Annotated in this window: 21 protein-coding genes; 11 read left to right on the top strand and 10 right to left on the bottom strand. The window is 61.6% G+C overall.

Annotated features, from left to right (window positions below; all coding sequences use genetic code 11):
• Positions 1-123: 123 nt before the first annotated feature.
• The 3 genes from AB7531_RS04385 to AB7531_RS04375 all read right to left on the bottom strand — a co-directional run bounded on the left by AB7531_RS04385 (position 124) and on the right by AB7531_RS04375 (position 5,428).
• Positions 124-1,740 carry a phosphoenolpyruvate carboxykinase gene (locus AB7531_RS04385; RefSeq protein ID WP_063980745.1) on the bottom strand — a complete coding sequence of 539 codons (1,617 nt, stop codon included), beginning with the start codon at positions 1,738-1,740 and terminating at the stop codon, positions 124-126.
• Between the two features lie 283 nt (positions 1,741-2,023).
• Positions 2,024-4,615, bottom strand: coding sequence for a CHAT domain-containing tetratricopeptide repeat protein (locus tag AB7531_RS04380; protein WP_063980744.1), 2,592 nt, complete (start codon positions 4,613-4,615; stop codon positions 2,024-2,026).
• Between the two features lie 78 nt (positions 4,616-4,693).
• Positions 4,694-5,428 (bottom strand): HugZ family pyridoxamine 5'-phosphate oxidase, encoded by a 735-nt coding sequence (locus tag AB7531_RS04375; RefSeq protein ID WP_063980743.1) that lies wholly within the window; start codon positions 5,426-5,428, stop codon positions 4,694-4,696.
• A 241-nt stretch (positions 5,429-5,669) separates the two neighbouring features.
• Here AB7531_RS04375 and AB7531_RS04370 point away from each other — a divergent pair, with 241 nt between their 5' ends.
• The 5 genes from AB7531_RS04370 (at position 5,670) to AB7531_RS04350 (ending at position 9,670) form a co-directional block, all read left to right on the top strand.
• Positions 5,670-6,371, top strand: coding sequence for a response regulator transcription factor (locus tag AB7531_RS04370; RefSeq protein WP_038952081.1), 702 nt, complete (start codon positions 5,670-5,672; stop codon positions 6,369-6,371).
• Between the two features lie 117 nt (positions 6,372-6,488).
• Positions 6,489-8,291: a sensor histidine kinase gene (locus tag AB7531_RS04365; RefSeq protein ID WP_063980741.1), complete on the top strand. Its 1,803-nt coding sequence runs from the start codon at positions 6,489-6,491 to the stop codon at positions 8,289-8,291.
• A complete protein-coding gene (locus tag AB7531_RS04360; protein ID WP_063980740.1) occupies positions 8,288-8,812 on the top strand; it encodes an HPr kinase/phosphorylase in 525 nt (174 codons plus the stop codon). Before AB7531_RS04365 ends, AB7531_RS04360 begins: the two co-directional genes overlap by 4 nt.
• A gap of 133 nt (positions 8,813-8,945) precedes the next feature.
• Positions 8,946-9,347, top strand: a complete 402-nt coding sequence (locus AB7531_RS04355; RefSeq protein ID WP_007597752.1) for a PTS sugar transporter subunit IIA — start codon at positions 8,946-8,948, stop codon at positions 9,345-9,347.
• Entirely contained in the window at positions 9,344-9,670 is a 327-nt protein-coding gene (locus tag AB7531_RS04350) for an HPr family phosphocarrier protein (RefSeq protein WP_063980739.1), read from the top strand. The genes AB7531_RS04355 and AB7531_RS04350 overlap by 4 nt, the downstream gene beginning before the upstream one ends.
• 160 nt (positions 9,671-9,830) lie before the next feature.
• Here AB7531_RS04350 and AB7531_RS04345 read toward each other — a convergent pair whose 3' ends face one another.
• Positions 9,831-11,456, bottom strand: a complete 1,626-nt coding sequence (locus AB7531_RS04345; RefSeq protein WP_063986044.1) for a glycosyltransferase family 39 protein — start codon at positions 11,454-11,456, stop codon at positions 9,831-9,833.
• A 126-nt stretch (positions 11,457-11,582) separates the two neighbouring features.
• Between AB7531_RS04345 and lepA the strand changes: the two genes are divergently transcribed.
• The gene (gene lepA / locus AB7531_RS04340; RefSeq protein ID WP_028148267.1) at positions 11,583-13,394 is read left to right on the top strand and encodes a translation elongation factor 4; all 1,812 of its coding nucleotides are present in this window, start codon (positions 11,583-11,585) and stop codon (positions 13,392-13,394) included.
• 951 nt (positions 13,395-14,345) lie between these two features.
• Here lepA and AB7531_RS04335 read toward each other — a convergent pair.
• A complete protein-coding gene (locus AB7531_RS04335; RefSeq protein ID WP_063986043.1) occupies positions 14,346-15,926 on the bottom strand; it encodes a winged helix-turn-helix domain-containing protein in 1,581 nt (526 codons plus the stop codon).
• A gap of 521 nt (positions 15,927-16,447) precedes the next feature.
• On the opposite strand from AB7531_RS04335, the gene AB7531_RS04330 reads away from it, so the two are divergent.
• Positions 16,448-17,269: an ABC transporter substrate-binding protein gene (locus AB7531_RS04330; protein WP_231143814.1), complete on the top strand. Its 822-nt coding sequence runs from the start codon at positions 16,448-16,450 to the stop codon at positions 17,267-17,269.
• Positions 17,270-17,451: 182 nt separating this feature from the next.
• On the opposite strand, the gene AB7531_RS04325 is transcribed toward AB7531_RS04330, so the two are convergent.
• The 3 genes from AB7531_RS04325 to AB7531_RS04315 all read right to left on the bottom strand — a co-directional run bounded on the left by AB7531_RS04325 (position 17,452) and on the right by AB7531_RS04315 (position 20,499).
• A complete protein-coding gene (locus AB7531_RS04325; RefSeq protein ID WP_063980736.1) occupies positions 17,452-17,988 on the bottom strand; it encodes a hypothetical protein in 537 nt (178 codons plus the stop codon).
• 484 nt (positions 17,989-18,472) lie between these two features.
• Positions 18,473-19,318 (bottom strand): hypothetical protein, encoded by an 846-nt coding sequence (locus tag AB7531_RS04320; protein ID WP_187387910.1) that lies wholly within the window; start codon positions 19,316-19,318, stop codon positions 18,473-18,475.
• A gap of 290 nt (positions 19,319-19,608) precedes the next feature.
• On the bottom strand, positions 19,609-20,499 hold the full coding sequence (locus tag AB7531_RS04315) for a hypothetical protein (RefSeq protein ID WP_063980734.1): 891 nt from the start codon (positions 20,497-20,499) through the stop codon (positions 19,609-19,611).
• A gap of 362 nt (positions 20,500-20,861) precedes the next feature.
• Here AB7531_RS04315 and AB7531_RS04310 point away from each other — a divergent pair, with 362 nt between their 5' ends.
• Positions 20,862-21,398 carry a hypothetical protein gene (locus AB7531_RS04310; RefSeq protein WP_187387909.1) on the top strand — a complete coding sequence of 179 codons (537 nt, stop codon included), beginning with the start codon at positions 20,862-20,864 and terminating at the stop codon, positions 21,396-21,398.
• A 141-nt stretch (positions 21,399-21,539) separates the two neighbouring features.
• Here the strand turns inward: AB7531_RS04310 and AB7531_RS04305 are convergent, their stop codons facing one another.
• Positions 21,540-23,099 carry a glycoside hydrolase family 17 protein gene (locus AB7531_RS04305; protein WP_084795330.1) on the bottom strand — a complete coding sequence of 520 codons (1,560 nt, stop codon included), beginning with the start codon at positions 23,097-23,099 and terminating at the stop codon, positions 21,540-21,542.
• Between the two features lie 529 nt (positions 23,100-23,628).
• Between AB7531_RS04305 and AB7531_RS04300 the strand changes: the two genes are divergently transcribed.
• Entirely contained in the window at positions 23,629-25,002 is a 1,374-nt protein-coding gene (locus tag AB7531_RS04300; protein WP_063980731.1) for a (Fe-S)-binding protein, read from the top strand.
• Positions 25,003-25,190: 188 nt separating this feature from the next.
• Here AB7531_RS04300 and AB7531_RS04295 read toward each other — a convergent pair whose 3' ends face one another.
• The gene (locus AB7531_RS04295) at positions 25,191-25,607 is read right to left on the bottom strand and encodes an SRPBCC family protein (RefSeq protein ID WP_063986042.1); all 417 of its coding nucleotides are present in this window, start codon (positions 25,605-25,607) and stop codon (positions 25,191-25,193) included.
• Positions 25,608-25,906: 299 nt separating this feature from the next.
• Here AB7531_RS04295 and AB7531_RS04290 point away from each other — a divergent pair, with 299 nt between their 5' ends.
• Complete coding sequence (locus AB7531_RS04290) at positions 25,907-26,116, top strand: hypothetical protein (RefSeq protein WP_063980730.1); 210 nt, start codon at positions 25,907-25,909, stop codon at positions 26,114-26,116.
• A 129-nt stretch (positions 26,117-26,245) separates the two neighbouring features.
• Complete coding sequence (locus tag AB7531_RS04285; RefSeq protein WP_063980729.1) at positions 26,246-26,491, top strand: hypothetical protein; 246 nt, start codon at positions 26,246-26,248, stop codon at positions 26,489-26,491.
• Positions 26,492-26,533 lie beyond the last annotated feature (42 nt).

Genomic DNA, 26,533 nt, shown 5'->3' with positions numbered 1-26,533 from the left:
TTGAACGCGCGGATACAACCCCTCATCCGGCGCTTCGCGCCACCTTCTCCCACAAGGGGAGAAGGAAGAAACAAAAAGGGCGGCCTCGCGGCCGCCCTTTTGCATTGAAGACAGAGCGAGCGATTACTCCGCCGCGAGCTTCACGTCCGGCGCGGCCGCGCGCACTTCGGCGTCGACCTGGGCTTCGAACTTGGCAAAGTTCTTCTGGAACATGCCGACCAGCGCGCGGGCGGTCTTGTCGAACTCGTCCTTGTCCTTCCAGGTGTTCACCGGGTTCAGGATCTCGGCCGGCACGCCCGGCAGCGCGGTCGGGACCGCGAAGCCGAAATATTTGTCGGTGCGGAATTCGACGTTGCGAAGCGAGCCGTCGAGCGCGGCGGTGAGCAGCGCGCGCGTCACCTTGATCGGCATGCGCGAGCCGGTGCCATACTTGCCGCCGGTCCAGCCGGTGTTGACCAGCCAGCAATCGACATTGTGCTGGGCGATGAGGTCGCGCAGCATGTTGCCATAGACGCTGGGGTCGAGCGGCAGGAAGGGCGAGCCGAAGCAGGTCGAGAATTCCGGCTGCGGCTCGTTGCCGAGACCGCGCTCGGTACCGGCGACCTTGGCGGTGTAGCCGGACAGGAAGTGATACATCGCCTGCGCCGGCGAGAGCTTTGCGATCGGTGGCAGCACGCCGAAGGCGTCGGCGGCGAGCATCACCACGTTCTTCGGCTGCGGCGCGCGGCCGGTGCGCGAAGCGTTCGGGATGAAGTCGAGCGGGTACGCGGAGCGCGTGTTCTCGGTCTTGGAACCGTCGTCGAAATCGACGATTCGGGTGTCCTCGTCGAGTACGCAGTTCTCGAGCACCGCGCCGAAGCGCGTCGAGGCGGCGTAGATCTGAGGCTCGGCCTCCTGCGACAGCTTGATGCACTTGGCATAGCAGCCGCCTTCGAAGTTGAACACGCCGTTCGGGCCCCAGCCGTGCTCGTCGTCGCCGATCAGCGTGCGGTTCGGATCGGCCGACAGCGTGGTCTTGCCGGTGCCTGATAGCCCGAAGAAGATCGCGGTGTCGCCATTAGCGCCGACATTGGCCGAGCAGTGCATCGGCATCACGCCGCGCTCGGGCAGATAGTAGTTCAGCGTGGTGAAGACCGACTTCTTCATCTCGCCGGCATAATAAGACCCGCCGATCAGGACGATCTTGCGGGCGAAATCGATCGCGACGACATTCTCCGACTTGCAGCCGTGGCGTTTCGGATCGGCGCGGAAGCTCGGCATGTCGATGATGGTGAGCTCCGGCGTGAAGCTCGGCAGCTCGACCGCCTCGGGGCGGATCAGCAGCGTACGGATGAACAGCGAGTGCCAGGCGAGCTCGGTGAAGACGCGGGTCTTGATCCGGTAGGCCGGATCGGCGCCGCCATAGAGGTCCTGCGCGAACAGGCTCTTGCCTTCGGCGTGCTTGAGGAAATCCTGGTAGAGCGTCTCGAACTGCTCTGCGGTGATCGACTGGTTGCCGGCCCACCACATCTTCTTGTCGGTGGTGGCGTCACGCACCGTGAACTTGTCCTTCGGGCTGCGACCGGTGAACTCACCGGTGTCGGCGCAAAGCGAACCGTCTGCCGACAGCACCGCCTCGCCCGCAGAAAGTGAGTATTGATAGAGTTGCGGCGCGCCGAGGTTCCAGTGAACCCGTTTGAGATTCTTTAAGCCGAATTTGTCGGCACCGAAGGCACCGTTGCGCACGCCCGTCTCTTGCACGAAAAATCCTCCTAGAACCCGCGACACTCAGCGCGACCAAGCTTTGGCGCCATCGCAGTCACCGTGAATTATAGGCCGTCCGGCCTCGGTTGAACGACGTAATAATGGTGAACGCTGGCGTTGCCAAGCCGATCTCGCAGGATTTGGTTTATTCAAGGACCGCGCCAAATGCCGCGCATGTCAGCTCTGAGCGAGCGTATCAAAAAAATACGAATGATCGCGCAACCAAATGCGCAATTCCGCGTTTCCTGTGGTTATTGCGACGCACAATCGCAGGACCGTCCTATCGTACCTCGCCTTCGCCGATGAGCGCGAACGGCCCCCACATCGCGGGATAGGCGTTGCGCGGTGACGAGGTGTCATCAACGTACGTCAACATCGCGCGGCGCAAAGCTTCGGCACGGCCGATTTTTGGTTCGTTCTTGAGCAGTTCGAAAGTCGACGTGGTCAAGCGGGTGGCAGCTTCCGAATCCACTGCCCAATGCGAGACCAGCAGCGCACGTGCACCCGCGTAGAAGAACGAGCGCGCCAGCCCCGACAGGGCCTCGGCGCCGGGCTTGTCGCCGGCGATGGTGTTGCAGGCCGACAGCACAACCCAATCCGCGTTAAGCTTGAGCTGAGCGACTTCACTTGCCGTGAGCAAGCCGTCATCCAGCTCCGTCGGCCGATCGGGAATGGAGAGTGCAAGCGAGGGCTCGCCCAATCCCTTGATATCGCCGGCCACGAGACCGTGGGTGGCAAAGTAGATGATGCTGTATTGAGCAAGCGCTGCACGCTTCAGCGTCGTTTCGCTGGCATCGCGGCCGAGATGGATGTCGGCCTCGGCCGCGCCGACATCCTTTGCTACCGCGTTCAACTCGTCCGCGGTATCCGGCAGTTGCGGCAGCGCCTGCGCAAGCCGCGCGCGATCGACGCCGGCCCCGCGCCAAAAATCGCTATAGGCAATTGTTGCAATGTTGCGTGCGGCGACCTTGCCGCTTGCAGCGCGACGATCGGCCGGCCCTTCCAGCGCAGGATTGAACACGGGATCGCCAAAGCCGGTCATCGGCTTCACGCCCTGCTCCCGACGCGCGACGGCACGCAACGATTTCAGACTGACCACCGAGGGCAGCACCGACACCGCCTGACGCCGCAACAGCCAGGCGGCGCTGCGATAGCCTTCGAGCGTGTCCGGGATCGCAGCTTGCGGCGTCTCCGTGACGAGCAGATGAAACGGCAACGCCGTCAGCGCGGCCGACGGCACCACCAGCAGGTTGCGCTTGTCCTTCGTCAGCCCTTCGACCGGGCCGAGCAGCGCGACATAAAGCTCGTTGGCGAGCCCGAGGTCGAACAACCCTGATTTGCCGGAGGCATCACGCGCCTTGCCGACATCGAGCCCCTTGCGGAAGGCAGTCACCTTCTGCGTCAGCGCGTCCGCGCCGAGCGGAATCTCCTTCCAGTCGACGCCTTCGCGCGTGATCGCGACGACATAGCTCTGCTTGTCGACGACGGAGTAGAGCACCATCGCCTCGTCGGGCGACAGCAAGGGCTGGATATCCTTGACCGCCAGCGGCAGGGGGTTGGAGAGCGACGCATAATCGGGAAACTCGACCGCGAGCGTCTTCTGCAAGCCTGTGCGCTCGTTCGCTATCGCCGCGATCCGCACCTGGCTGCGCTGCTCGGCCGCGACGTCGCGCTGGGCCGACTGCTTCGACACCGCGGCGATGATCGCCTTGTCGAGCGCCTCGGACTCGGCCGCAAGATCCTGGTCCCGGCGCACGAGCTCAGCGAGCCTGTCGCTGCCCGCAGCAAGGCGCACGGCCAGCTTGTTCACGGCGGAGGCAGCGGAGGATTGCGTGCCGCGCTGAATCGCGGCAAGCGCCTCGTCCAGCGCCCTGTCGTCAGGCAGCAGATATTGCTGTCGCGCGGCGAACAGGACCGGCAGCACGACGCGCAACTGCGCGCGATTGGTCGCAAGCGTCTTTTCCGCGAGCGGCAGCGCGTCGGCGTTCCGGCCGGAGACGTAGAGGAAATAAGCGAGATTGCTGGTCGAGGTCGTGACGTCCGGATGATCGGGACCGAGCGCACGTTCGCGGATCGACAGCGCACGGCGATAGAGCGGCTCCGCATCGGCATAGCGCTGCTGGTGCTCGTAGAGACCGGCGAGATTGTTCAGCGAGCGCGCGACGTCGGGATGGTCCGGTCCCAGCACTTTTTCGCGGATCGCGAGCGAGCGCCTGATCGGCGCCTCGGCATCCGCATCGCGGTTGAGGTCGCGATCGAGCTGGCCGAGATTGTTCAGGAGCGTCGCGACCGCCGGATGCTCGGGGCCACCGGCCTTCTGGTAGATCGCGAGCGCGCGCTGAAACAACGGCTCGGCTTCGGCCTGACGCTGCTGCTTGACGTAGTATGTGGCGAGATTGTTGAGGGACTGACCGACGTCGGGATGCTCGCGCGACAGCGCCTTCTCGCGCACGGCGAGCGCACGCTTGAACAGCGGCTCGGCCTCCGCAAAGCGGCTCTGCCTCTGATAGAGCGCGGCGAGGTTGTTCAGCACCGGCGCGACCTCGACGCTGTCGAGACCGGTCCCCTTCTCCATCAGTGCGATGGCGCGCTTGTAGAGCGGCTCGGCCTGGTCGTCGTGACCCTGGTCGGCGTAGATCTGCGCGAGGTTGTTGAGCGCGCCCGCGAGATCACGATTGTTGGTGGTCTTCTCGAGAGACGCCACCATGGCCTGCGCCAGCGGCAGCGCCTCCGAATATTTGCCGGCGCTTCGGAGTGCGTTGATCCGCGCGCTCTCCGCGGCGAGACCTTTCTGGGCAAAGCTGGGCGTGGCAAGCGATGCGATGATCGCGAGCGCCAAACCCGCAACCAGCGTCAAACGACGGCGTGTCATGAACCCTCTCGCTGCCGACTTCGAACCATTACGGTCTTGGGTCGCAGCGATGGGGGGCAGCGTTCAAATTGTTGCGCGCTAGTCCACCTTCGCGCGCGCTTTGCCAGCAAGGCGGACCAGCATCTTGCGCAGCGCCGTGCCGTCAGTCACCCGCTCCGGGAAGTCCAGCCGCAGCGCAGTCTGGCCATCCTGCATGTCGAGGCCTTCGGGGTCGCAGCCGGTGCAGCGCCAGTCGCCCTCCGCCGCGCCGAGGAGTTTTGTTGCATAGAGACCCATGGCGTCGCGGTGGTCGGCATTCATGTGCGCGACCGCCCCCTCCTCCGCCGCCAGCAGATCCTCGGCACCGGTAAGGTCCGTCAGGAACTGCTCGGGCTTGAGATCGACGATGCGGCCGAAGCCGGCGACCAGATGGGTTCCCGTGGGCCGAATTCTGAAGAAAGAGAAATCCTTAAACGAAACAAACGCTTCGGCCGATGGATGGGCATTGAGATACCGCCGCTGGAGCAGATCCTTGTCGGCATCGGCCTGTTCCGCCCGGCCGGACAGCATGATTCGGGCACCCTCCAGCGGATCGCCGGCCGCGCGTTCGTCCAGCATCAGGGAGACCCGGTGATCCGCCAGGATGTTCCTGGTGTGCACGGCCAGGCCCGAGATCAGCAGGATCGGCGAGCCGTCGGGGTGGCTCGCCAGATTGACCAGGGAGCAATAGGGATCGCCGCTGCCGGCCATCAGCGTTGCCAGCGCCCCCTGGCGCGAGCGCCTGAGCAGCGATTTGGCGAGCTTTCCAGGGTCGAAGTCGGGGGTCGGGTGCATCGGCTTTCTCGGGTCAGGTGGTTGCAAGGGAGGTCTTTTTTCGGGTAAACGGGGGTCAGGTTATGGGTCGAAACGCGGCGAATCTGCTGCGCTTCGTGGAACTTGGTCACACTTCAGCCCAGCTTGCATTGCTCGGTGACAAGGTTCGACCGCCGACTTCGGCACCCGTGTATGCGGCGCATCAGTGAATTGCTCGCCGTTTCAAGCCACGACCCAAACGGAAAGCAGAAAGCAGAGGCTCATGCCCACAATCGCTTTGGTCGACGACGACCGCAACATTCTCACATCCGTCTCGATCGCGCTGGAGGCCGAAGGCTATCGCATCATGACTTACACCGACGGCGCCTCCGCGCTCGACGGCTTCCGCACCACCCAGCCCGATCTTGCCATCCTCGACATCAAGATGCCGCGCATGGACGGCATGGAAACGCTGCGCCGGCTGCGGCAGAAATCCGACCTGCCGGTGATCTTCCTGACCTCCAAGGACGAAGAGATCGACGAGCTGTTCGGCCTCAAGATGGGCGCCGACGACTTCATCCGCAAACCGTTCTCGCAGCGCCTGTTGGTCGAGCGCGTCAAGGCCGTGCTGCGCCGCTCTGCACCGAAGGACCCGACCGTCGCGCCGAAGGAGAACGATGCCAAGGCGCTCGACCGCGGCCTGCTGCGCATGGACCCCGAACGGCACACCTGCACCTGGAAGAACGAGCCGGTGACGCTGACCGTCACCGAATTCCTGATCCTCCAGGCGCTGGCAACCCGGCCCGGCGTGGTGAAGAGCCGCAACGCGCTGATGGACGCCGCCTATGACGACCAGGTCTATGTCGACGACCGCACCATCGACAGCCACATCAAGCGGCTGCGCAAGAAGTTCAAGGTGACCGACAACGAGTTCGAGATGATCGAGACGCTCTACGGCGTCGGCTACCGCTTCAAGGAAGCCTGAGGCTCACGCGCCTTCACGAAAGACTGAGAGCATCGCCGGTTCTCGTTCCATCGGGACCGGGATGGCTCTAGGATGCGGGGACCCTTCGCACGAGATGTCCTAACGCGGGCGTAAGCATTGCTTGACCGAACGCAGCCTGACGAGAACCAGAATGCCGGGGATATCGCATCCGACGGCGTACCGGAGCACGTCGCCGACGACAAGCCGGCCGCGCAAGGTTGGCGACCGTTCTCCTGGCTGACGCGTGCCGGTCAGTATTTCTTCGCGCTCTCCTTCTCGAGCCTGACCCGCCGCATCGTCTCGCTCAACCTCGCCGGCCTCGTCGCGCTGGTCGCGAGCATTCTCTATCTCTCGCAGTTCCGCGCCGGCCTGATCGACGCGCGTGCGCAGAGCCTGCTGGTGCAGGCCGAGATCATCGCCGGTGCCATCGGAGCGTCGGCGACCGTGCAGACCAACGCGATCACGGTCGATCCTGACCGCCTGCTCGATCTGAAGCTCGGCGACAGCTACGGCGAATCCGACGATTATTCGGCGCTGAACTTCCCGATCAGCCCGGAGCGCGTGGCCCCCGTGCTGCGCACACTGATCTCGCCGACCAAGACCCGCGCGCGGATATTCGATCCCAACGGGACGGTGCTGCTCGACAGCCGCGACCTCGAGAACGTGCTGATCTTCCCGTTGCCGCCGCCATCGCAGAAGCCCGGCGTGATCGAGCGCGGCCTGACTTCGGTGCGCCTCTGGATCAACCGCGGTGACCTGCCGCTGTATCGCGAGCTCGGGCGAGAGAACGGCAATGGCTATTCGGAAGTGAGCGACGCGCTCCAGGGCCAGAAGCGTTCGATGGTGCGGGTCAATTCGCGCGGCGAGGTGATCGTCTCGGTCGCAGTCCCCGTGCTGCGCTCGCGCGCCATCCACGGCGCCCTGATGCTGTCGACGCAGGGCGACGACATCGACCAGATGGTCACCGCCGAGCGCCTGGCGATCCTGAAGGTCGGCGGCGTCGCTGCCGCGGTCATGATCATGCTGTCGCTGCTGCTCGCCAGCACGATCGCAGGTCCGGTGCGCCGGCTCGCCGACAGCGCCGAGCGCGTCCGCCGCCGCATCAAGGCCCGCATCGAGATTCCCGACTTCACCCGGCGCCGCGACGAGATCGGTCACCTGTCCGGCGCGCTGCGCGACATGACCAGCGCGCTCTACAGCCGCATCGAGGCGATCGAGATGTTCGCCGCCGATGTCGCGCATGAACTGAAGAACCCGCTGACCTCGCTGCGCTCCGCGGTCGAGACGCTGCCGCTGGCGCGCAACGAGACCAGCCGCGCGCGCCTGCTCGAGGTGATCGAGCATGACGTCAAGCGGCTCGACCGCCTCATCTCCGACATCTCCGACGCCAGCCGCCTCGACGCCGAATTGCAGCGCCAGGATGCGGTCCGGGTCGACCTGCGCCGCCTGCTGACGACGCTCGTGTCCGTCGCCAATGAAACCAAGCTCGGCCATGACGTCGCGGTCGAAACGCGCTTCGAGGGCCGCGGCGCGACCGACGCGTTCTCCGTGACGGGCCACGATTCACGGCTCGGGCAGGTGGTCTCCAACCTGCTCTCCAACGCGCAATCGTTCTCCGAGCCCGGCAGCAAGGTGCGCCTCACCTGCCGCCGCGTCCGCTCCGAGATCGAGATCGTGGTCGACGACGACGGTCCCGGCATCCGCGACGACGCGCTGGAGCGCATCTTCGAGCGCTTCTACACCGACCGTCCGCACCAGGGCTTTGGCCAGAACTCCGGCCTCGGCCTGTCGATCTCCAAGCAGATCGTCGATGCCCATGGCGGACGCATCTGGGCCGAGAACCGCCCGGGCCCTGTGGACGAGGACGGAGCGCCTACGGTTGTCGGCGCGCGGTTCGTGGTGAGGCTGCCGGCGCTATGAGCGACGGTGGCCCCAGCGTTCACGCCTCCGCAGTCAAGGTCGGGACTCTGGCGGTGCTGATCCGCGGGCCCTCAGGCTCCGGCAAGTCGCGCCTTGCCTTCGATTTGATCATGGCGGGACGCGCTGGCGTGGTCGAAAGGGCCGTTCTGGTCGGCGATGACCGTGTCCATCTGGCGACAGTCGGCGACGAAATTGAAGTCCGCCCCGCGCCGCTGCTGGCCGGCCTGATCGAGATTCGGGGACTGGGAATCCGCCGCTGCGACTTCGTGGAGCATGCGACCGTCGGCCTCGTGGTCGATCTGGACGCCGCCGACGCAGAACGGCTGCCTGCGGCGGAATCGCTGAAAACAAGCATTTTCGGTGTCGAAATACCGCGAATCCCCGTCGGGCGCGACTATTCGCCCCTCCCTTTGGTTGTTGCGGCCTTGACCACTACCAAGAGTTCATCTTCCGTTAACCCTTCAGGCGATTGTTTGAAGGGAAATGGTAACCATATGAACCCCACTATCGCGACCGAATAGACCGGCGCAGCTCCCCTCATCCATCCGTCTAGTTTCAGGGAGATACGCAACATCCCCTCTTGCGCGGGGGCTCTGGATGGTCAAAGTGGCGCGTTCGTGCGGTGCACCAAAAGCGCCCGCGAGGAGTTTTCCGATGATTGGTCTAGTACTTGTGACCCACGGGCGCCTTGCCGACGAATTCAAGGCAGCGCTTGAGCATGTCATGGGCCCACAAAAGCAAATCGAAGCGATCACGATCGGTGCCGAAGATGATTCCGATCTCTGCCGAAGCGACATCATCGAGGCGGTCAACCGCGTCGATTCCGGCGACGGCGTCGCGATCCTCACCGACATGTTCGGCGGCACGCCGTCGAACCTTGCAATATCCTGCATGAGCCGGCCGAAGGTCGAAGTGCTCGCGGGCATCAACCTTCCCATGCTGGTGAAGCTTGCCAAGGTGCGCGAGGAGCGTCCGTTGCCCGACGCGATCGCGATGGCCCAGGAAGCGGGTCGCAAATACGTCACCATTGCCAGCCGCGTGCTCGCCGGCAAATGAGCGACGACGCGCCGCTCGGAAACCAGGCCGGGACAGGCGTGCCGGCGGGAGCCATTTCCAAAGACCTCCTGATCATCAACAAGCGCGGCCTGCACGCCCGCGCCTCGGCGAAGTTCGTCCAGGCGGTGGAGCGCTTCAACGCGCAGGTGTGGGTGACGCGCGGCGGCGAGACCGTCGGCGGCACCTCGATCATGGGCCTGATGATGCTGGCCGCAGGACCGGGCACGACGATCACGGTCGCCGCCGCCGGTGATGATGCCCAGGCTGCGCTTGCGGCGATTACCGAGCTCGTTGAAAGCAAGTTCAACGAGGAAGGGATCTGAGCCACGCGCTCGGCGCCGTAGGGTGGGCAAAGGCGCGAAGCGCCGTGCCCACCATCTCGCGACAATCGCCACAGAAGTGGTGGGCACGCTTCCGCCGTCGCTCTTCGAGCTATGGCGGACAAGTCGCTTTGCCCACCCTACGGGACCGACAACGCCGCAATCACTTCGCCGGCGGGGCGATGTAGATATTCCAGCTCATCGCCGGGCCGGCCTTGCCGTGGGTGAAGCGGCGCGTCGTCATCACGATGCGCTCGGCGTTCGGCGCGATCTCCGAGACCCATTTCTCGAACGCCGGGAGGCGGCCATCGGTCGGATCGAACACGCCGATGAAACCATACTTCTTGGCATCCTCGCGCGATGTCAGCCCGGAATCCCAGGCTTCGAGCGGCATCAACGCGGCCGGATGGTCGGGGCTGTAGAACACCATCGGCTGGATCGACTCCATGGTGCCGGCAACGACCGCCCAGCGCGAGCCGAAACGCGTGTGCCAGGCCTGCGTCAATTCATGCGCTAGCTCCGAGCGCGCGCCGTAGGTCGCCGTGTTGCCGGCATTAGCGGCCATCTCGCGCGCGGCGATCCAGGGCGAGGCGGCGAGCGTGGCGACGCTGAGCAGGAGCCAGATCACGGCGATGTTGAACAGGGCCGCGCTCTGCACCCGCAGCGCCGGGATCGCGACCAGCGCCAAGGGTACCAGGAAGAACAGCGAGATGCCCCAATCGGTCTTCATGTAGATGCTGAAGGCCAGCGCGCCGAGCGGCGGGCCGACCGCGACGATGATCTGGATGATCCAGACGTTCAACGCCTGCGCAACATTGACGCCGGGATTGGCGCCGCGCCCCCAGGCACGCGTGACGATGCGTAACGGTGCGCGCAACAGCAACGTGAACCAATGCGGCACCAGCGCCATTGCGAGCGCGGCCAGCGCCACCGGCAACGCCAGCAGCGCCAGATTATGCAGGGCGTAGCCCGCCACGAGCTGATGGACCTGGCGGCTGTCATCGAGGCTGTAGGTATCGCCGGCATAGGTCAGCGGCACGAAATGCACGCCGGCAAGCCAGACGATGTGCGGGATCATCGCCACGACCATTGTCGCGATCGCCACCCACGGCGCCGGCGACAGCAGGAATCGCAGCCGGTCGGGATGGATCAGCGCGGCAAGGCCAATGGCGCCGATCATGGTCAGCACCCAGTATTTGGTCATCAGCGCCAGCGCGCCGGCGAGCCCGAACCAGATACCGGACTGCCAGGTCCGCTTCTCGAAGGCGTTGAGATAGGCGAGCACGAGCAGCGGCAGCGTGACGAGTTGGAGCAGGTCGGGGTTGTACTTGAAACCCTTGAAATTGAAGATCGGGTAGAGCGCGACCATCACCACGACCAGGAACGCACGCCGCGCGTCCACGACGCGCAAGCTCAGCAGCCAGCAGATCACCATGCCGACGCCGACGGTCGCCATCGCCAGCGCATAGGTCGCCCAGTCCGCCGCCGGGAACACCTTGAACCAGAGGCCGGCGACCCAGCCCGACAGCGGCGGGTGCTTGCCGTAGCCCCACAGGAACTCCTGGCCCCAGCCATAGGCTTCTGCGACGTCCATGTGAACGTCCTGCGCTGCCTTGAGATTGATCAGGATGAAGGTCCAGATCACGGCATGCAGGATGGCGAGCTGGATCACCAGCCAGAGCCGCGCTTCGGGCCGGATCGCGCAGGCAACCAGCCAGGCCCGGAAGCGGTTAAAGCTCACCCGGGCTTTTACGCGTGTTCGGGCGGAGGGGATCGAGGTCGTGGACATGAGCCTGGACATGGGCCGTTGCGTAGCGCGTTTTGGGCCCTCGTGGAATCAGCTTGGCGTGAAGAAAGGCCCTGAAAATACAGCAATATGGTTGCCGCACGGGGATGTGAGTGGTATCCCGCGCCCATGACGACCGTCCCCATTTCCAACATCCGCAACTTCTCCATCGTCGCCCATATCGACCATGGCAAGTCGACGCTGGCCGACCGCCTGATCCAGATGACCGGCGGCCTCACCGACCGCGAAATGGCGGGCAAGGAGCAGGTGCTCGATTCCATGGACATCGAGCGCGAGCGCGGCATCACCATCAAGGCGCAGACGGTCCGCCTCGCCTACCACGCCAAGGACGGCAAGGACTACATCTTCAACCTGATGGACACGCCCGGCCATGTCGACTTCGCCTACGAAGTCTCGCGGTCGCTGGCGGCCTGCGAGGGTTCCCTGCTGGTGGTCGACGCCAGCCAGGGCGTCGAAGCGCAGACGCTCGCCAACGTCTACCAGGCGCTCGACAACAATCACGAGATCGTCCCGGTCCTGAACAAGGTCGACCTTCCCGCGGCCGAACCCGAGAAGATCAAGCAGCAGATCGAGGACGTCATCGGCATCGATGCCTCCGACGCCGTGATGATCTCGGCCAAGACCGGCCTCGGCGTCCCCGACGTGCTGGAAGCCATCGTCACCCGCCTGCCGCCGCCGAAGGGCGACCGCGAGGCGACCTTGAAGGCGCTCTTGGTCGACAGCTGGTACGACGTCTATCTCGGCGTAGTCGTGCTGATCCGCGTGGTCGACGGCGTCATGAAGAAGAACCAGCGCATCCGCATGATGGGCACAGGCGCGGCGTATGACGTCGAGCGCGTCGGCTTCTTCACCCCGAAGATGGAGCAGGTCGACGAGCTCGGCCCCGGCGAGATCGGCTTCATCACCGCGGCGATCAAGGAAGTCGCCGACACCCGCGTCGGCGACACCATCACCGACGACAGGAAGCCGGTCACCGAAATGCTGCCGGGCTTCAAGCCGGCGATCCCGGTGGTGTTCTGCGGCTTGTTCCCGGCCGACGCCAATGACTTCGAAACGCTGCGCGGGGCGATGGGCAAGTTGCGCCTCAACGACGCGAGCTTCTCCTACGAGATGGAAACCTCGGCTGCGCTGGGCTTCGGCTTCCGCTGCGGCTTCCTCGGGCTATTGCACCTCGAGATCATCCAGGAGCGGCTGTCGCGCGAGTTCGACCTCAACCTGATCGCGACCGCGCCAAGCGTGATCTACAAGATGCACCTGACCGACGGCCAGGAGATCTCGATCCACAATCCCGTCGACATGCCCGACGTGGTCAAGATCGCCGATATCGAGGAGCCCTGGATCGAGGCCACCATCCTCACTCCCGACGAATATCTCGGCAGCGTGTTGAAGCTGTGCCAGGATCGCCGCGGCGCGCAGAAGGAGCTGACCTATGTCGGCTCCCGCGCCATGGTGAAGTACGATCTGCCGCTCAACGAAGTCGTGTTCGACTTCTACGACCGCCTGAAATCGGTCTCGAAAGGCTACGCCTCGTTCGACTATCACCTGACCGACTACAAGGTGGCCGATCTCGTCAAGATGCAGATCCTGGTCAACAACGAGCCGGTCGACGCGCTGTCGATGCTGGTGCATCGCACCCGCGCGGAGGGGCGCGGCCGCGCGATGGTCGAGAAGATGAAGGAGCTGATCCCGCCGCACATGTTCCAGATCCCGATCCAGGCGGCGATCGGCGGCAAGGTGATCGCGCGCGAGACGGTGCGCGCGCTGCGCAAGGACGTCACCGCAAAGTGCTACGGCGGCGACATCACGCGTAAGCGGAAACTTCTGGAGAAGCAGAAGGAAGGCAAGAAGAAGATGCGGCAGTTCGGCAAGGTCGACATCCCGCAGGAAGCCTTCATTGCCGCGCTGAAGGTCGATAGCTGAGGCCAGTGCTCGGGCCACACCGGACCTGACGAGATTGGGGTCCGGCCCGGATATCGGGACCGACAAACAAAATTCGCGAAAACAACCCCATGCACAGTAGCCGGCCCTTGTCGGCATTGGGCTTTTTCGATTTTACGAAATCGATTTGACCCGTCGGGCAAAACAGGGGCATGATGTCATCATGGCAGCGGGTGTGCAGCAGGCGTCCATCAGGACACGCCATCTCGGCCGCCGACCGATTGGCAACCTCTGAATTCGATATCCTGGCGCCACGTCGATGACGGCTTGCGTCGGCTTCTGGCCCATAAACCGACCTGCCAAGCACTGCTCCTCGAAGACCGCTTTTGACCCGTGGCGACATTGGAGCAACTCCGTCCATTGCCCTTCGGGAATAAGGTTGTTATGTTTAATCGACGCCACCACTGCTTGTAGCTCTCTTGAATAGTCGCCCACTTCGAGGTGGAGTTGTGGAGGACATTACTATGAGATTTTCCTCGCTGTTCCTTGTGGGCTTAGCTGTCGCCATTTTGTCGAATGCACCCGCCAACGCCGTGAAGAAAACTACGAGGCCGAACACTCCATCGACAGAGATATTTTACTCGGGTGCGCATGCCAAAGTGCTTGACCCGGATATAAGGGCGTTTGCGCCAGCCAAGGCCAGGACGTACGTGGAATGCAAACAAGGGTTATGGGCGCAAGGTGCAAACCCCAACTATCAATACGCGGTCTGTAGCAGTATGGGGTACAAGAACTGACCAATTCACGCACGCAGCAGAGGCCGCCCTCAGATGGTGGCCTCTCTGTCATATCGGGTCTTATGAGGCCAGCAGGGAACGTCGCCTCCTGGCCCGTGTGAGACATGGCGGTGCAGTCCGACGATTTCCGTTCACAGGGGTAAACCGGAAGAGAGCGGCACGCGGCCATAGTAACGCGATAGACCGATCGCCGGCATCACCCCTCCGGTACTCCGGCGATGTACAATCCCCTAACCAAGCGCCTGGCTCCTGCAACGAAATTCGCGTCGCCGCGCACTGGAACGTTTCTGACGCGACGGATCGTAAATGTTGGATCAAGTGCAAGTCCGGTTTTGGCGGCCACTTGCGCCTCGTCCAGCCTCCCAAGAAGCGCGAGCGCTGCAGCGTACCCGAAATGCAGCAGCGGATAGTTTCGGTTGGCCTCGATTCCTCGGGCACACCAAGCGGCCGCTTCAGCGTCTGCTGCGATCTGGAGCTTGGCAAAGCCCGCCGTATTCATCCATCGGAAGGCGGAGATATCGCGAGGGGAAAGGCGCAGTGCTTCGTTGACGTGGAACTCGGTATCCGCACCGCAACCCATATAAAATTTGGCCTGACCCATCATCTCGTGAGCGTCAGCCAGATTGCGATCCAGGGCCAAGGCTCGCTCGCACTCAGCCACGCCTTGGGCCGTCCGGTTCGTATAGATGAGCACCATTGCCAAGGTGAAATGAGCCCAGGCATGGTCCGGAGCAAGGCGGAGCGCCTTTAGCACCATGGTCTCTGCCGCTGCCAGATGCGGAGGCTCGTTGTCTTTCAAGAACGCCGCGACAAGCACTGTCTCGACCAACGCGCTCCAGCTCATGGCGTCGACATTTTGCGGATCAGTCGCCAGAGCCCGTTCAAAGGAATTGCGAGCTTCTGTCAAATTCTCGAGTGTCACCCCCCTATTGCAAGAATGGCGGCCCTGGAAATAGAGATCCATGGCATCGGGATTCAACGTTCTTGCCGCGCGACGCGCCTCGGCCACGATGAGCTGGTTGTCTAAGGTCCGCGCAATCCTTGCTACGATTTCGTCCTGCATATCGAGCAGATCGGCGAAGGGCTTGTCGAAGCGGTCGGCCCACAAATGATTGCCCGTCGTCGCGTCGATCAATTGAACATTCACCCGGAGACGATTATCGCAACGCTGCACCGAGCCTTCAAGCGCGTAGCGAACATTCAACTCACGACCAATCTGCCTGACATCGACCGATTTGCCTTTGTAGGTGAACGCGGTGTGTTGGCCGATAACAAATGAGCCACTGATGCGTGATAAATCCGTGGTGAGGCTCCCGGTCACACCATCGACAAAGTAGTCCTGCTCGGGGGCGCTGCTGAGATTGACGAAGGGCAACACAACGATGGAAAGGCGAGGTGGTGAAAGCGACCTCTGCGCCGTATCATCGTTCTGCGCCACTTGGCCAAGGGGGACGGTTGTGGGCCTTTGCGCCTCCTGCACCGCGCCAACGAAGCGGAAACCCTTGCGGGGCATCGTCTTGATCAGGCGCTGTTTCTCGCCCGTGTCGCCAATTGCGCTGCGAGCTGCATTCATGCGCGTCGTGAGCGCGGCATCTGAGACGATGCGACCACTCCAGACCGCACCGAGGAGATCGTCCTTGCTGACAACCCGCTCCCTGTTGCGAATGAGGTAAAGGAGCAAGTCAAACGTTTGCGGCGCAGTAGCAATCAGCTCGGCTCCGCAGCGCAGCTCGCGCTGGTCCGTGTCCAATACATAGTCTTCGAAGAGATAGCGCAACGCCGTCTTCTCCGCCCGATAGACCACATTTCTTCCCAAACGCGCTCATCGCAGAAGGACACCAAGAATAGGCCGGAGACGAGAGAAAAGTAAGCTGTTCGTTCAGGGATGACCGACGGCGGCCGATATGGAGCGGCTAGGCACTTCCGCTCGTGCCCCATCGCTTCCGTTGACGCGGTGCAGCTATGTCGGGTGATGGCGGCAGAGCGGAAGTTTGCCCCTGAGCGCCAAACCGACGCTTTTGACCCAACCCGGACATCGCAGAGCCACCTTTGATTTTCAGTATGGCCTTTTAGACGCTAAGATGCGTTGACCTAGACTCTGGCTAGGGGGCGAACATGAGGCGGCGTGCTTTTCTCTGTGCCGTTTGTGGTGCGGTAGCATCGCCGCAGCTGGCTGCGGCCGCGGGGAGCACCAAGAAGAAACGTCTTGCTATTTTCGTCCCATCAGAGCCGAGCGCGGACTGGCACGATCAGAGCGGGAAAAGATATCCTCGAGCCCTCTTCGCGGAACTGCGACGGTTGGGACAGATCGAGGGACAAAACCTCACAGTCGAAAGTTATGGTCGAGAGCAAAATACGTCCGGCCTCGAAGCCTTGGCGACGGAAATCGTTAGCAGCAACCCGGATGTCATTCTCCTCGGTGGTCCTGGCGCACTCATATTCAAGAAACTGACATCGCGTATTCCAATCGTAACGATAACTGCCGACCCCGTTAGATTGGGGATTGCCGAAAGTCTGGCTCACCCGGGCAGCAATTTCACGGGAGCCAGCATCGATGCCGGTCCATCGATTCATGGAAAACGGATTGCACTGCTGCGCGAAATCTTTCCTTCAATATCAAAACTTGGCTTGCTCGCTCTTCACATCCAATACAGCGGGCTCGTCAAGGGTTCGCCTATCCCCGCAGCGGCCCAGGAGGCTGGCCTACCTATCGCGGTGTCGCTACTGGATGTTGGTGCTCAAGAAAATGACTGGCGGGCAGCGGTAGAGAGCCTTTCCGGCGAAGGCGCAAATGCAGTCATGGTGGTCGACTCCCCTGAAACTTTTCAAAACAGCGCTTTGATCGCCAAGTTGCTGACCGACGCGAGACTTCCGGCGATTTTCGCGTTCACCGAATCCGTCGAAGCCGGGGGCCTAATGGCCTACTCCTTTGATCTAGTCGAATTGTATCAGCGCGCTGCCAACAACATCGACGCAATTCTCCGCGGAGCAAAAGCTGGCGATATTCCATTCTACCAAGTGACCAAATTCGATCTGTCCATCAACTTGAAGACGGCCAGGCAGCTGGGCCTTTCCGTCTCTCCTGCACTCGCGGCCAGTGCCGACAAGGTCATCGAGTGAACAGGTCCGGTTATGGCCCGCGGGTGACATGCCCGCGCAGTCTGACGATTTCCGTTCACAGCGGCAGACCGGAAGGGAGCGGCACGCGGCCATATTGACGCGATTGACCCGAAGGCGACATACAGCAAGCTTCAACTTCGGGACGTCAACCTTATTGGCCAATCGTAGTTCGACCGCGGAGATTACTGAGCCTGCTTCAAGTAGGCTTCAACCTCGCGCAGGTCGTTCTGCGGAGGAAATGACAGGAGAGCCTGAGACGGACTGCACCACGGATAGGGAAGCGAAGATAGCCAGCGCATCACGCCATCGAGTTCGGCGCCAGATAAGACTTTCATGACTTCAATGGTGATCACCAGCCTCACCACTTTTCCGTGCTCATTGAAATGCCAGTCGTAACGTCCACATCCAACTCGCAGCGGTTGCCCGCTGGCCTTGGCGGACATCCCCACCAACCAATGGCACTGAAAGCGCGCTCGGTCCGTTTCGGAAGGCCGGGATAGGCAGAACGTGTAGATGTTCTCGTATTCGACACCAAAACGACGCACCAAGATTTCTTCCACGGCGTTCAAGCCGGAAGCCGTGTTGGGGAATGAAATGGCGTCGGTCTTGACCACCATTTCGAGTGCAATGTCTTCAGAGAACGCCTGCCTCATCAAGAACGGTCGGTTGCCGTCCTTGGCCAAGATGTAGGTTCTTACTGCTTCGGCAGGTGTGGGCATGGTGCCTCAGGCTAGCACACTCAGGCTCCAAACGGGAATGTCCGCTTCTCGCCATCAGCGAAGTGGCGACACCTTTCATTGGGGCCCGCTTGGTGGGGTGGAGCGGACTGACTTTGCTCACTCTGCGTTCTTCGCATTTTGACCCGATTGAGACATCGGTCGCGTTCCAGCGTACCCAATATGAAGGGCTACAACCCGCCTATTCAGGCGCCGACCAAATTCGATTGGTGATCAACTTCAAGACCGCCAAAAAAAGCGCTCGACCTCGACGTGTCGTTGCATCTCCAGCGGCCCACCGACGAGGTGATCAAACTAAATGTGAGATGCTGTTTGCCGCCGGTTCCAGCCAGCCGATGATCTCTTTGTTGAAGTGGTGAATTGCGAGTGCGAGGTACGTGTCGGTGGACTTAACGCCGCCGAAGCAGATGACTCCGCAATCGTTGAAGCGGTGGGGATTGGTGCAGTCATCCGCCCAGGGAACTGGCTACGCGCCAGTTGTCACGATGCAGTTGATCACAGACGGGTAATCACTTTGCTCCTGTAAGCGAATAAATTCTTTGATTGCGCGATAACACGTCGGCATCGACGCACTTCCACCCATGCTTTGGTTCGCCCAACGATCCAACATGACATGCGTCTTGACAATTTCTGCGTTCGCCGCGCGCAGTATGCCGACGGAAGGCGAAGCCGTTTCAAACAGATACTTGTGGAAGCTGATCACGAAAGTATCGCTTCTCGGTAATCCGTTGCCATACGGAAGAAGGTCCACATCCCGCACAGTCTTTATATTTTTATAGAGCCACTGCGAATCGATCAACGCTTTCCCAATCCCTCTTCCCTCAACGCCAAGCGGAGCAACCCACTCGGGGCCCGGGGCTATGGTGGACCAAAAGATCACGCGATCATCACGGCGGTTCTCCATCGCCTTGAGCATGCAGAGGAACCGTTCCTTTTGTGGATCGTTCGAATGCTCCACCTCGTACTGGAGCTTCTTGAGTTTGTCGGGCCAGGGTATGGGTGCAGGTGGGGGCGGAGGCGGCATAGCGGGAAGATAGATTTTGCGCAGCTTCGGGTCAGCCCCGATAAACGCGTAATTGCGCCCCCCGTCACGGCTGTGGCGGCAACCCACGAGCTCTCGCAAATACCAATTCACCTCCTCAGGAACGTGCGTTTGGAAATTGAACTCGATTAACGCCCACGCATCTATGTGCTCGCGCGCCGCAATTTTCCACCAGTCGTCCGTATCCAAGACCGGATATTCGCGCCCGCCTTTGGGCGGCCACAAGCCGCGTTTCTGCACTGGATTAAGAGGAACTTTGATATTGACCATTCAACGCCTCCCGCACAGTCCGAACCGTAGCGCGATACGCACCGGCCACGGTGGCGAAAGAAATGAAGTTTCGCCGGAAACATCGGAATGGCAACACGTCGGCGACGCGCCCGATATGAACTATCTCACATTTGTTCTGGCGCCAGCCGCTCGCGGACAATGTCGCCCCTTGGCCCATCGCGCCACTTTCCGCGCGGCGAGAGAACTTCCGAAGCTGGTGCCAGACCGGAAGTCGTCGGCTAAAGGTCCAGGCTGGTGCTTCTGACCCAAAGCGGAAAATCAATGCGCTATCACCTTACCTCGTCAGCGCGGGGCGGGAACAATACGGGACTTTTCTCTGGCATGTCTCCTCTTCGATTTGTGGCGCAATCGAACAGCCACCGCGGTGGCAAATCCGTGAGTAGCGCCACCAAGTGACATGCAGCCTGTTCCTTTGAGACGCCCGGCGGGTAGTAGATTGAGGAGTCGCGATCGATTCCGGCATAGAACTGAGCCCGTTTGGCGATGATTTCGCGCGTCTTCTCGTCCGCGAGCTTGAAGCACAAATCTATCAGCCCCCCGTCCGCCGTGCCTCGCGACAAATCGGTTGAGAACGCCTTTTGAACGGCCTCGATGGCCAAGGATCTCTTTTCCTCATCGACCTCTTTCTTCTTACGCTTGATCCACGTCCTCGCCCACCAGGTCGCAATGACTGCGAGCCCAAAAGCAGCCAGCGTAGCCAATACCGAGGCCTCCGGAGCCAGCCAAGCCGACAACGACGCCAAGACCAGGAAAAGCCAAACAGCGATGGACGCAAGGTAAATCGTGCCGATACCTACTCGGTGGTCGACTTTCCATGGGATGCCGAAAAGACGAAACTTGAGCGACGCGCGCGGGCGGTTGGCAAATGCTCCATCCGCGAGACCAAGGCTTCGTTCAATGTATGCGGCACGTCTCACGAGTTCATCATACAGCTCGTCATTTCTCGTATTGTAGGTCACGAGCCCGATCGTTGCGATCAGGCCAAACAACGAGAACACAAAGCTCCGGCCATCAATGTGGTCGACTTTGAGCGCAATGGCTACGGCGGTCGCGATCGGCAGTAGACCCAGCAACTTGAACCGGATGTCGGTCAGCGTCCGAAAGTTGCTGCAGACCTCGCCGTATTCCGTGGAAAGTGCGTTTCGACGATTTTCGTCCATGGCCTACTCCGCGAAACGTCCAGTTCTTGTCGAACCGAAGTTAGTTGGCGCGCACAGTGCAGTTTAGCACGCGCACGGGTCTCCCAATGTGGGCTAGTTCACGCTTGCGCTCCGGCATACTGAAGTCAGTCCGCCCCCCAACGACGTTGGTGAAGTTGGGTTTTCGTCTCTGATCAATGTCTGCTGCTGGCCCATCAGCGAAGTGGCGACACCTTTCATTGAGGTCCGCTTGGCGGAGTAGAGCGGGCTGACTTTGCTCACTCTGAGTTCTTCGCATTTTGACCCAAAGCAGACCTAATCTGTTCAACTTCTCAAAACTGGATTATAGTGCCACTACAACCATTCGGTGCGCAGTGCTGTAGATGAAATCGGTCAAGCGAAGCCTAGCTCTTGTCGCTGCGATGATGAGCGCAATCATTGTCGGTCCGCCGCGTTCCTCGGCGATGGAGAACAAGACGCCCATTGCGTATTTTTCAGAAGGCGCGCCAGACAATCTCGTAGAGGCACTGAACAATTTGTCTCCCGACGCTAGGGATGTCGTCGTTGCGAGAGTTCGCTTGCAGCAACCCGTAATATGGATGGGTGGCCGTCACTGCGAGCTTTGTACCAACGATGTATGGTTCGCCCGTCTGAGAATCACGGAGACTCTCAAAGGCAAAGCTGAAGTCGGCCAAGTGCTCGATGTTTTCCTAGGCCAGCGTAGCGAACACCGAAGGTACATCGCCATTCCCCGCACACCGGATCAACGGGGCCGAGAGTACACGGTGGCGATCTATTCTATGGGAGATGGCATTCAGCGGCTCGCTTCATTTCCAATAAGTAAACCTCAATACGACAGATTATCCTCTGATTGGCTTGCATATGAAGGCGAGCGATCGAGGGCAGGATTTCGGGATTAGGTCGTGGGTCCGCTTCTGGCCCGTGTGAGACGTGCCGGTGCAGTCTGACGATTTCCGTTCACAGAGGTAGACCGGAAGAGATCGGCACGCGGCCATAGTGACGCGATTGACCCACAACGGAAGTCGGCTGGCCAGGTTTACTCAAGCGCGCGCCCGCCACAGCGTAACCGCAAGCAGCATATAGGCAGCACAAGTCCATAGCGACTGCCAATTGTCCGGTCCTTCGCTAAGCGCCGCATAGATGGCTGCCACCAGGAATACGACGGCAAACATCGCTTCCGCCATGGGGCGGATTCCCTTCTTCGGGCGATTGAGCTGCGTCATCGCCGCGAAAGGGACCGCCGCCATAGTGAGGGCCGCAAAGGGAAAATCCTTTTCGCGCGGGTCAAACACCAGGCCCAGCGCCGTCTCAGTGCCGATCACGATGGTTACGATCAAGATCAATCCGTGCATGATCGCCAGTCCCGATGGGGTCCGGTAGTGCTCCGGACCCAGCAATTCCAAAAATGTGGGCGGTGCGCGCCCGGACATCAGGGCGTTGGCGCCGAACAGCGGCGAGGCAGTTGCCGCCACCAGAAGTGCGCCCCACAGATGCCAGCTGCCCGCGCCGTAGCTTTCATAGAACATCTTTTGAGCGGCCACCCCAAACAAGACTCCGGCGGTGGTTGCCGATATTCCGACCGCAAACCATGAGATGAGCCGGGGCTGCGAGGGCTTCTGGCGCAAGGTCAGCCATGCAGCGCCGAACACCAGGATCGCCAGCGCCATTCCGCTGCTCATTTGCAGTTTCCAGAGCGGATAATTGCTGACGGGGATGCCGGGCGGATATTTCAGCGTGCGCTGCGTGGAATCGAATAAGCCCCACGATCCGCCGACGGTGCCCTCGAACTCATGCTTCCACAATTCATCATACGCCTCGAACAGGTTGACGCGGAAATTCTCGCGCCGGGCAAGATCGAGGACCTCCGAGATCACCCGCGCCTGATTGGTGCGCGATGGTAGCGCCGACTCGCGCATCCGCCCTTCGCTCGGCCAACCTGTTTCTCCAATCAGGATTTCCTTACCCGGAAACGCCGACGCCACCTGCTTTCGGACGGCGTCGACGTGAGCAGCGGCAGATTTCGCCGCGACCGGGACATTTTCCCAATATGGCAGGATATGAAGGGTGACGAAATCGACGGCGTCACCGAGTTCCCGATAGCGCAGCCAGTACTCCCAGACGTCGGAATAGGTGACGGGGACCGGCACCTGTGCCTTGACCGAGCGGATCAAGGCAGCAAGATCGGAAGGTGTCATCTTCCGATGCAACAGAACCTCATTGCCGACCACGAGTGCGGTGATGGTTTCCGGATATTGCCGGGCGAGGCGTATGCCCGTGGATATCTGCGTCGCGCTCTTCCGTCGGTCCCTATCGAGCCAAATTCCCTGAATGACTTTCAGCCCCACCTTGGACGCAAGTTCGGGGATCTGATCGAGACCAAGATCAGTCGCATAGGTACGAATACAGTCGGTTATTTTGGCAAGCTGGGCGAGATCTTCCGCGATCTGGTCCCGCGGCACTGGTGTCGGCGACTCCGACGTTTGGTTGTTGCGGAAGGGCGCGTAGGATATGCATTGCAGCTTGGCATTCGGATCGATCGGCGCGCGCGCCAAGTTGATCGGTATGGCCAGCCACCACCACACCGCGGCGATCGCACCCAGGGATATGATGAGAAGCGCCAGAGGCGTGCGGGGCGAAATAGTTGACCCTCCAACGTAGAGATCGTCGGTCAACCGGCATGTTGTCGTGACCCGACAACAACGGAGATCATCGTCCGCCGGTCCCTACTTGACCTGTGAAAGCTGGTGCCGGATCGTCCGTGCCGCAAGAGGCGAGTCAACATCCAACAAAGGCCTTAAGGGCTACCGCAGGGCGGGTAGAAATAATCCTCCCCATCTCCCGAGATGGCCTTCGGGGACCGGAGCAGAGCGGCCTTGCTCTGACGGTCGCCGTGCCGGCTAACGAACGTCGCCTGTTGACCCGAATGCGAAGTCCAGATCGGTCACGGGTGGTCCGGTAGTAAGAGCACGCCGGCAGCGGGCTCACCCAGCGCGCAGCAGACGCGATTGACCCGAAGGCGACAAATCCCCATTGCGGCCTGCTCGTGTACAGCTCGCCAATTGTGAGTTAGGTTCCGGCGCTGTCGTATGCCGCACGTAGCCGATCCTCCAGCAGGCCTGGGAGTTGGTCATGCAGCCGATGAACGAGGTCCCCTTCGAGACGTCCCTGGCTGAATATGCCGAAGACATGCTCGACGCCTGTACGCGATGTGGGAAATGCGTCGAGGCCTGTCCGAGTGTCGAGCCGGCCGGCATCTCGCGGACGACAAAGTCCGAAGACATCATCGGCGGCATTCTCGAGCTGGTGCGTACCGGCAACGGCCCGGAAGCGTCGCGCAAATGGGCGCTGTCCTGCATGCGAAGCGGGGCATGCATCAAGGCGTGCAGCTATGGCGTCAATCCGCGTTTCCTGCTGAGCATGGCGCGGCTTGGCATCGCGAAGTCGGACAATGAGCTTGCGGAACGGCGCCGGCGGGGTGTCGAGAGGTACCGCGACGGCAGTCGTGGCGTGAACGTGCTTTCGCGCCTGCAACTCGATGCGGACGTGCTCGAACGACTGGGTCAGAGATCGGCGTCGGTCGCCACGCCCGTTGAAACGCCGGATTTCGTGTTTTACACTGGCTGCAATGTGCTCAAGACGCCGCACATCGCCTTGCTTGCCCTCGATATCATGGACGCGCTCGGCGTCAGTTACCAGGTGATGGGCGGACCGAGCCATTGTTGCGGCATTCTCCAGCTCAAGTCTGGCGACGCAGAGATGGCCGGTCGTATGGGATCGAGTACGATGGAAAAGCTGTCGCACTCGAACTCGGGGCAGGTGATCTCCTGGTGCCCGTCGTGCTACGTCCAGTACACGGAGACCATCCTGCCAACGGTGGAGCGACAACACGGGTCCCGCCCGTTCGAGATGAACCCGTTCATGCGCTTTCTCGGCGACCGGCTGGCGCAGCTAAAGCCGCACCTTCAACGCAGGGTCGAAATGCGGGTCGCGCTGCACAGGCATCCCGGCGTGGCCGGCGTCGTGGAATCCGCCGCTGAAATCTTGACGGCGGTACCCGGTATCGAACTCGTCGATCTGAACCAGCCGGCGGTGGGTTTGCAGAGCGTGGATGTCGGCGCGCTTCCAAAGTACAAGCGCGAATTGCAACTCATGGAGCTTGAGGCGGCGCGCGATGCAGGTGTCGATGCACTGGTCGCGGTCTATCATTCCGATCATCGCGAACTGTGCGCGCACGAGCGCGACTGGCCATTTCGTATCATGAATATCCTTGAAGTGGTCGGCGAAAGCATGGGCCTGCATCGGCACGATCGCTACAAGGAGCTCAAGATCATGCAGGACGCCGACCAGATCGTCGCCGACTGTAGCGACCTGATCGCCAAGCACTCGCTTGATCCCGGCAATGCGCGTGACGTGGTGGTGAAGGTGTTGCTTGGCGACCAGCCGCTTCCCCTGAGGCGTGGCGCGCCCCCGGAGACGCGCGCGGGGGGCGTGGAGCCGTCGTAGCAGCTTGACGTCACCTGTTGGCCCACCGCGCCGGTGAGCCCGGCGCAAACCGGAGGTCGCCGGCTGAGGGGGCAACCGACGCGACTGCCCCCGAAGCCGGCTATTCCTCGACTGATCAATTTCCGTCAGGTACTCTGCGCGGAAAGCCGACGGCGCCCGTCAGGGACATCTCCTGCCCCCGCACGGCTTCACGACTTCTTCTGCTTCGCTTGCACGTGTCGCGCGAAGTTGTCGAGGATCGCCTGCCAGCCGCCCTGCTGCTGCTCAACCGAGTGTGTCGGCTCGCTATCGAAGACAACGCGGACGACGACGCCCTTCGCCCCGGGCACGAACTCGACTTCGGCCTTGCGATCGCCGAATGAATATTCGATCAGCTTGTGTTCGACGATCGTCGTGTAAGTCCCGGCGAAGTCAAAGCCCATGCTGCCGTCCTTGGCTTCCATGCGCGACGAGAAGACCCCGCCTTCCCGCAGGTCGACCGTAGCCTTGGTCGTATGCCAGTCGTCGGACGCGGCGTTCCACGCCATGATGTCAGCAGGTGTCGTATAGGCACGCCAGACCTGATCGATGGGGGCTGCTACGGTGGTTTCTACGGTGATCCTCATGAACATAAGCTCCTGGTTCGATTTTCTAGGTGACGGCATCACTGACGTGTGCGGAGTCCATCCAAGGACGATCGAGACTGGTCCATGCCGACAGGGTCGAGCCGTCAAAGCGTTGAAAACACAAAAAAGTCAAAACATCTGTTGGCCACCCACCAGCGGCCGCGAACAAATTGGGGATGAGGGTCACATTTGTTCGATGCGGCTCGTGGCCATTGAACCCGACCCGGGCTCGACGACACTATCTCCCTGCGTCCTAAACGGCCCCGCCCATCTGTGGGCGATACGGGGGAGTGTCTGTCATGCGAAAGCGAAACTGGCGATTGATTGCCGTTGGCTCGGTCCTGCTGGTGCTCGCCGTCCTGTTCTTCCTCTCGATGCGGGACATGACGCCGTGGTCCAATGATCCTGCCGCCCTGATGCGCACGGTCGGAGAGGTCTCGGGTGCTGTCCGCGGCATCAGCCTCGTCATGATCGTCTTCGGTCTGATCGGCAGGAAAGCGCCGGCCTGACAAACGTCGTTCCGGAAGGCCGGACCACGGCGGTATCACGCCTCCGCGATGACAGGGAATAGCGGGTCTTCGATGCAAATCTGAATGTCTGAACCGCACATGCAGGGCGGGATGCATTTGGAGACACCTATGATCACCTCAAAGATGCTGATTGTGGTCACGATCGTATCGACGATGGGCACAGCTTCGGCGCAACCTTTCCACCCGTCGCTGCCCGGAAAGGAAACGACCACCAGGCCGTGGACGGCCCCGGTCGGTCACCGCCAGCCCCACGCCTCCGACGTGCCCTCGGCAAGTTCGGGATCGCTGGATTTCCTCGACCAAGAGGATGCCAACGTCGATCGCAAGATCTCCGGCGTCTGCCGGGGCTGCTGATCGATCCTGCGCCAAGGCCTGATGGGATGAGACTCGACTGGC

The sequence above is a fragment of the Bradyrhizobium sp. 63_E2_N1_3 genome, assembly GCF_052076005.1.
GTDB classification, from domain to species: Bacteria; Pseudomonadota; Alphaproteobacteria; order Rhizobiales; family Xanthobacteraceae; genus Bradyrhizobium; species Bradyrhizobium barranii.
Note: the sequence above shows the minus strand (reverse complement) of the source record. Positions and strands in the feature narration are given on the sequence as shown.

Coding starts and splice junctions, on each gene's coding strand:
- AB7531_RS04380 (WP_063980744.1), bottom strand. CDS start 4,615: ATGACACGCCGTCGTTTGACGCTGGTTGCGGGTTTGGCGCTCGCGATC.
- AB7531_RS04375 (WP_063980743.1), bottom strand. CDS start 5,428: ATGCACCCGACCCCCGACTTCGACCCTGGAAAGCTCGCCAAATCGCTG.
- AB7531_RS04370 (WP_038952081.1), top strand. CDS start 5,670: ATGCCCACAATCGCTTTGGTCGACGACGACCGCAACATTCTCACATCC.
- AB7531_RS04360 (WP_063980740.1), top strand. CDS start 8,288: ATGAGCGACGGTGGCCCCAGCGTTCACGCCTCCGCAGTCAAGGTCGGG.
- AB7531_RS04355 (WP_007597752.1), top strand. CDS start 8,946: ATGATTGGTCTAGTACTTGTGACCCACGGGCGCCTTGCCGACGAATTC.
- AB7531_RS04350 (WP_063980739.1), top strand. CDS start 9,344: ATGAGCGACGACGCGCCGCTCGGAAACCAGGCCGGGACAGGCGTGCCG.
- AB7531_RS04345 (WP_063986044.1), bottom strand. CDS start 11,456: ATGTCCACGACCTCGATCCCCTCCGCCCGAACACGCGTAAAAGCCCGG.
- lepA (WP_028148267.1), top strand. CDS start 11,583: ATGACGACCGTCCCCATTTCCAACATCCGCAACTTCTCCATCGTCGCC.
- AB7531_RS04325 (WP_063980736.1), bottom strand. CDS start 17,988: ATGCCCACACCTGCCGAAGCAGTAAGAACCTACATCTTGGCCAAGGAC.
- AB7531_RS04320 (WP_187387910.1), bottom strand. CDS start 19,318: ATGGTCAATATCAAAGTTCCTCTTAATCCAGTGCAGAAACGCGGCTTG.
- AB7531_RS04315 (WP_063980734.1), bottom strand. CDS start 20,499: ATGGACGAAAATCGTCGAAACGCACTTTCCACGGAATACGGCGAGGTC.
- AB7531_RS04310 (WP_187387909.1), top strand. CDS start 20,862: ATGAAATCGGTCAAGCGAAGCCTAGCTCTTGTCGCTGCGATGATGAGC.
- AB7531_RS04300 (WP_063980731.1), top strand. CDS start 23,629: ATGCAGCCGATGAACGAGGTCCCCTTCGAGACGTCCCTGGCTGAATAT.
- AB7531_RS04295 (WP_063986042.1), bottom strand. CDS start 25,607: ATGAGGATCACCGTAGAAACCACCGTAGCAGCCCCCATCGATCAGGTC.
- AB7531_RS04290 (WP_063980730.1), top strand. CDS start 25,907: ATGCGAAAGCGAAACTGGCGATTGATTGCCGTTGGCTCGGTCCTGCTG.
- AB7531_RS04285 (WP_063980729.1), top strand. CDS start 26,246: ATGATCACCTCAAAGATGCTGATTGTGGTCACGATCGTATCGACGATG.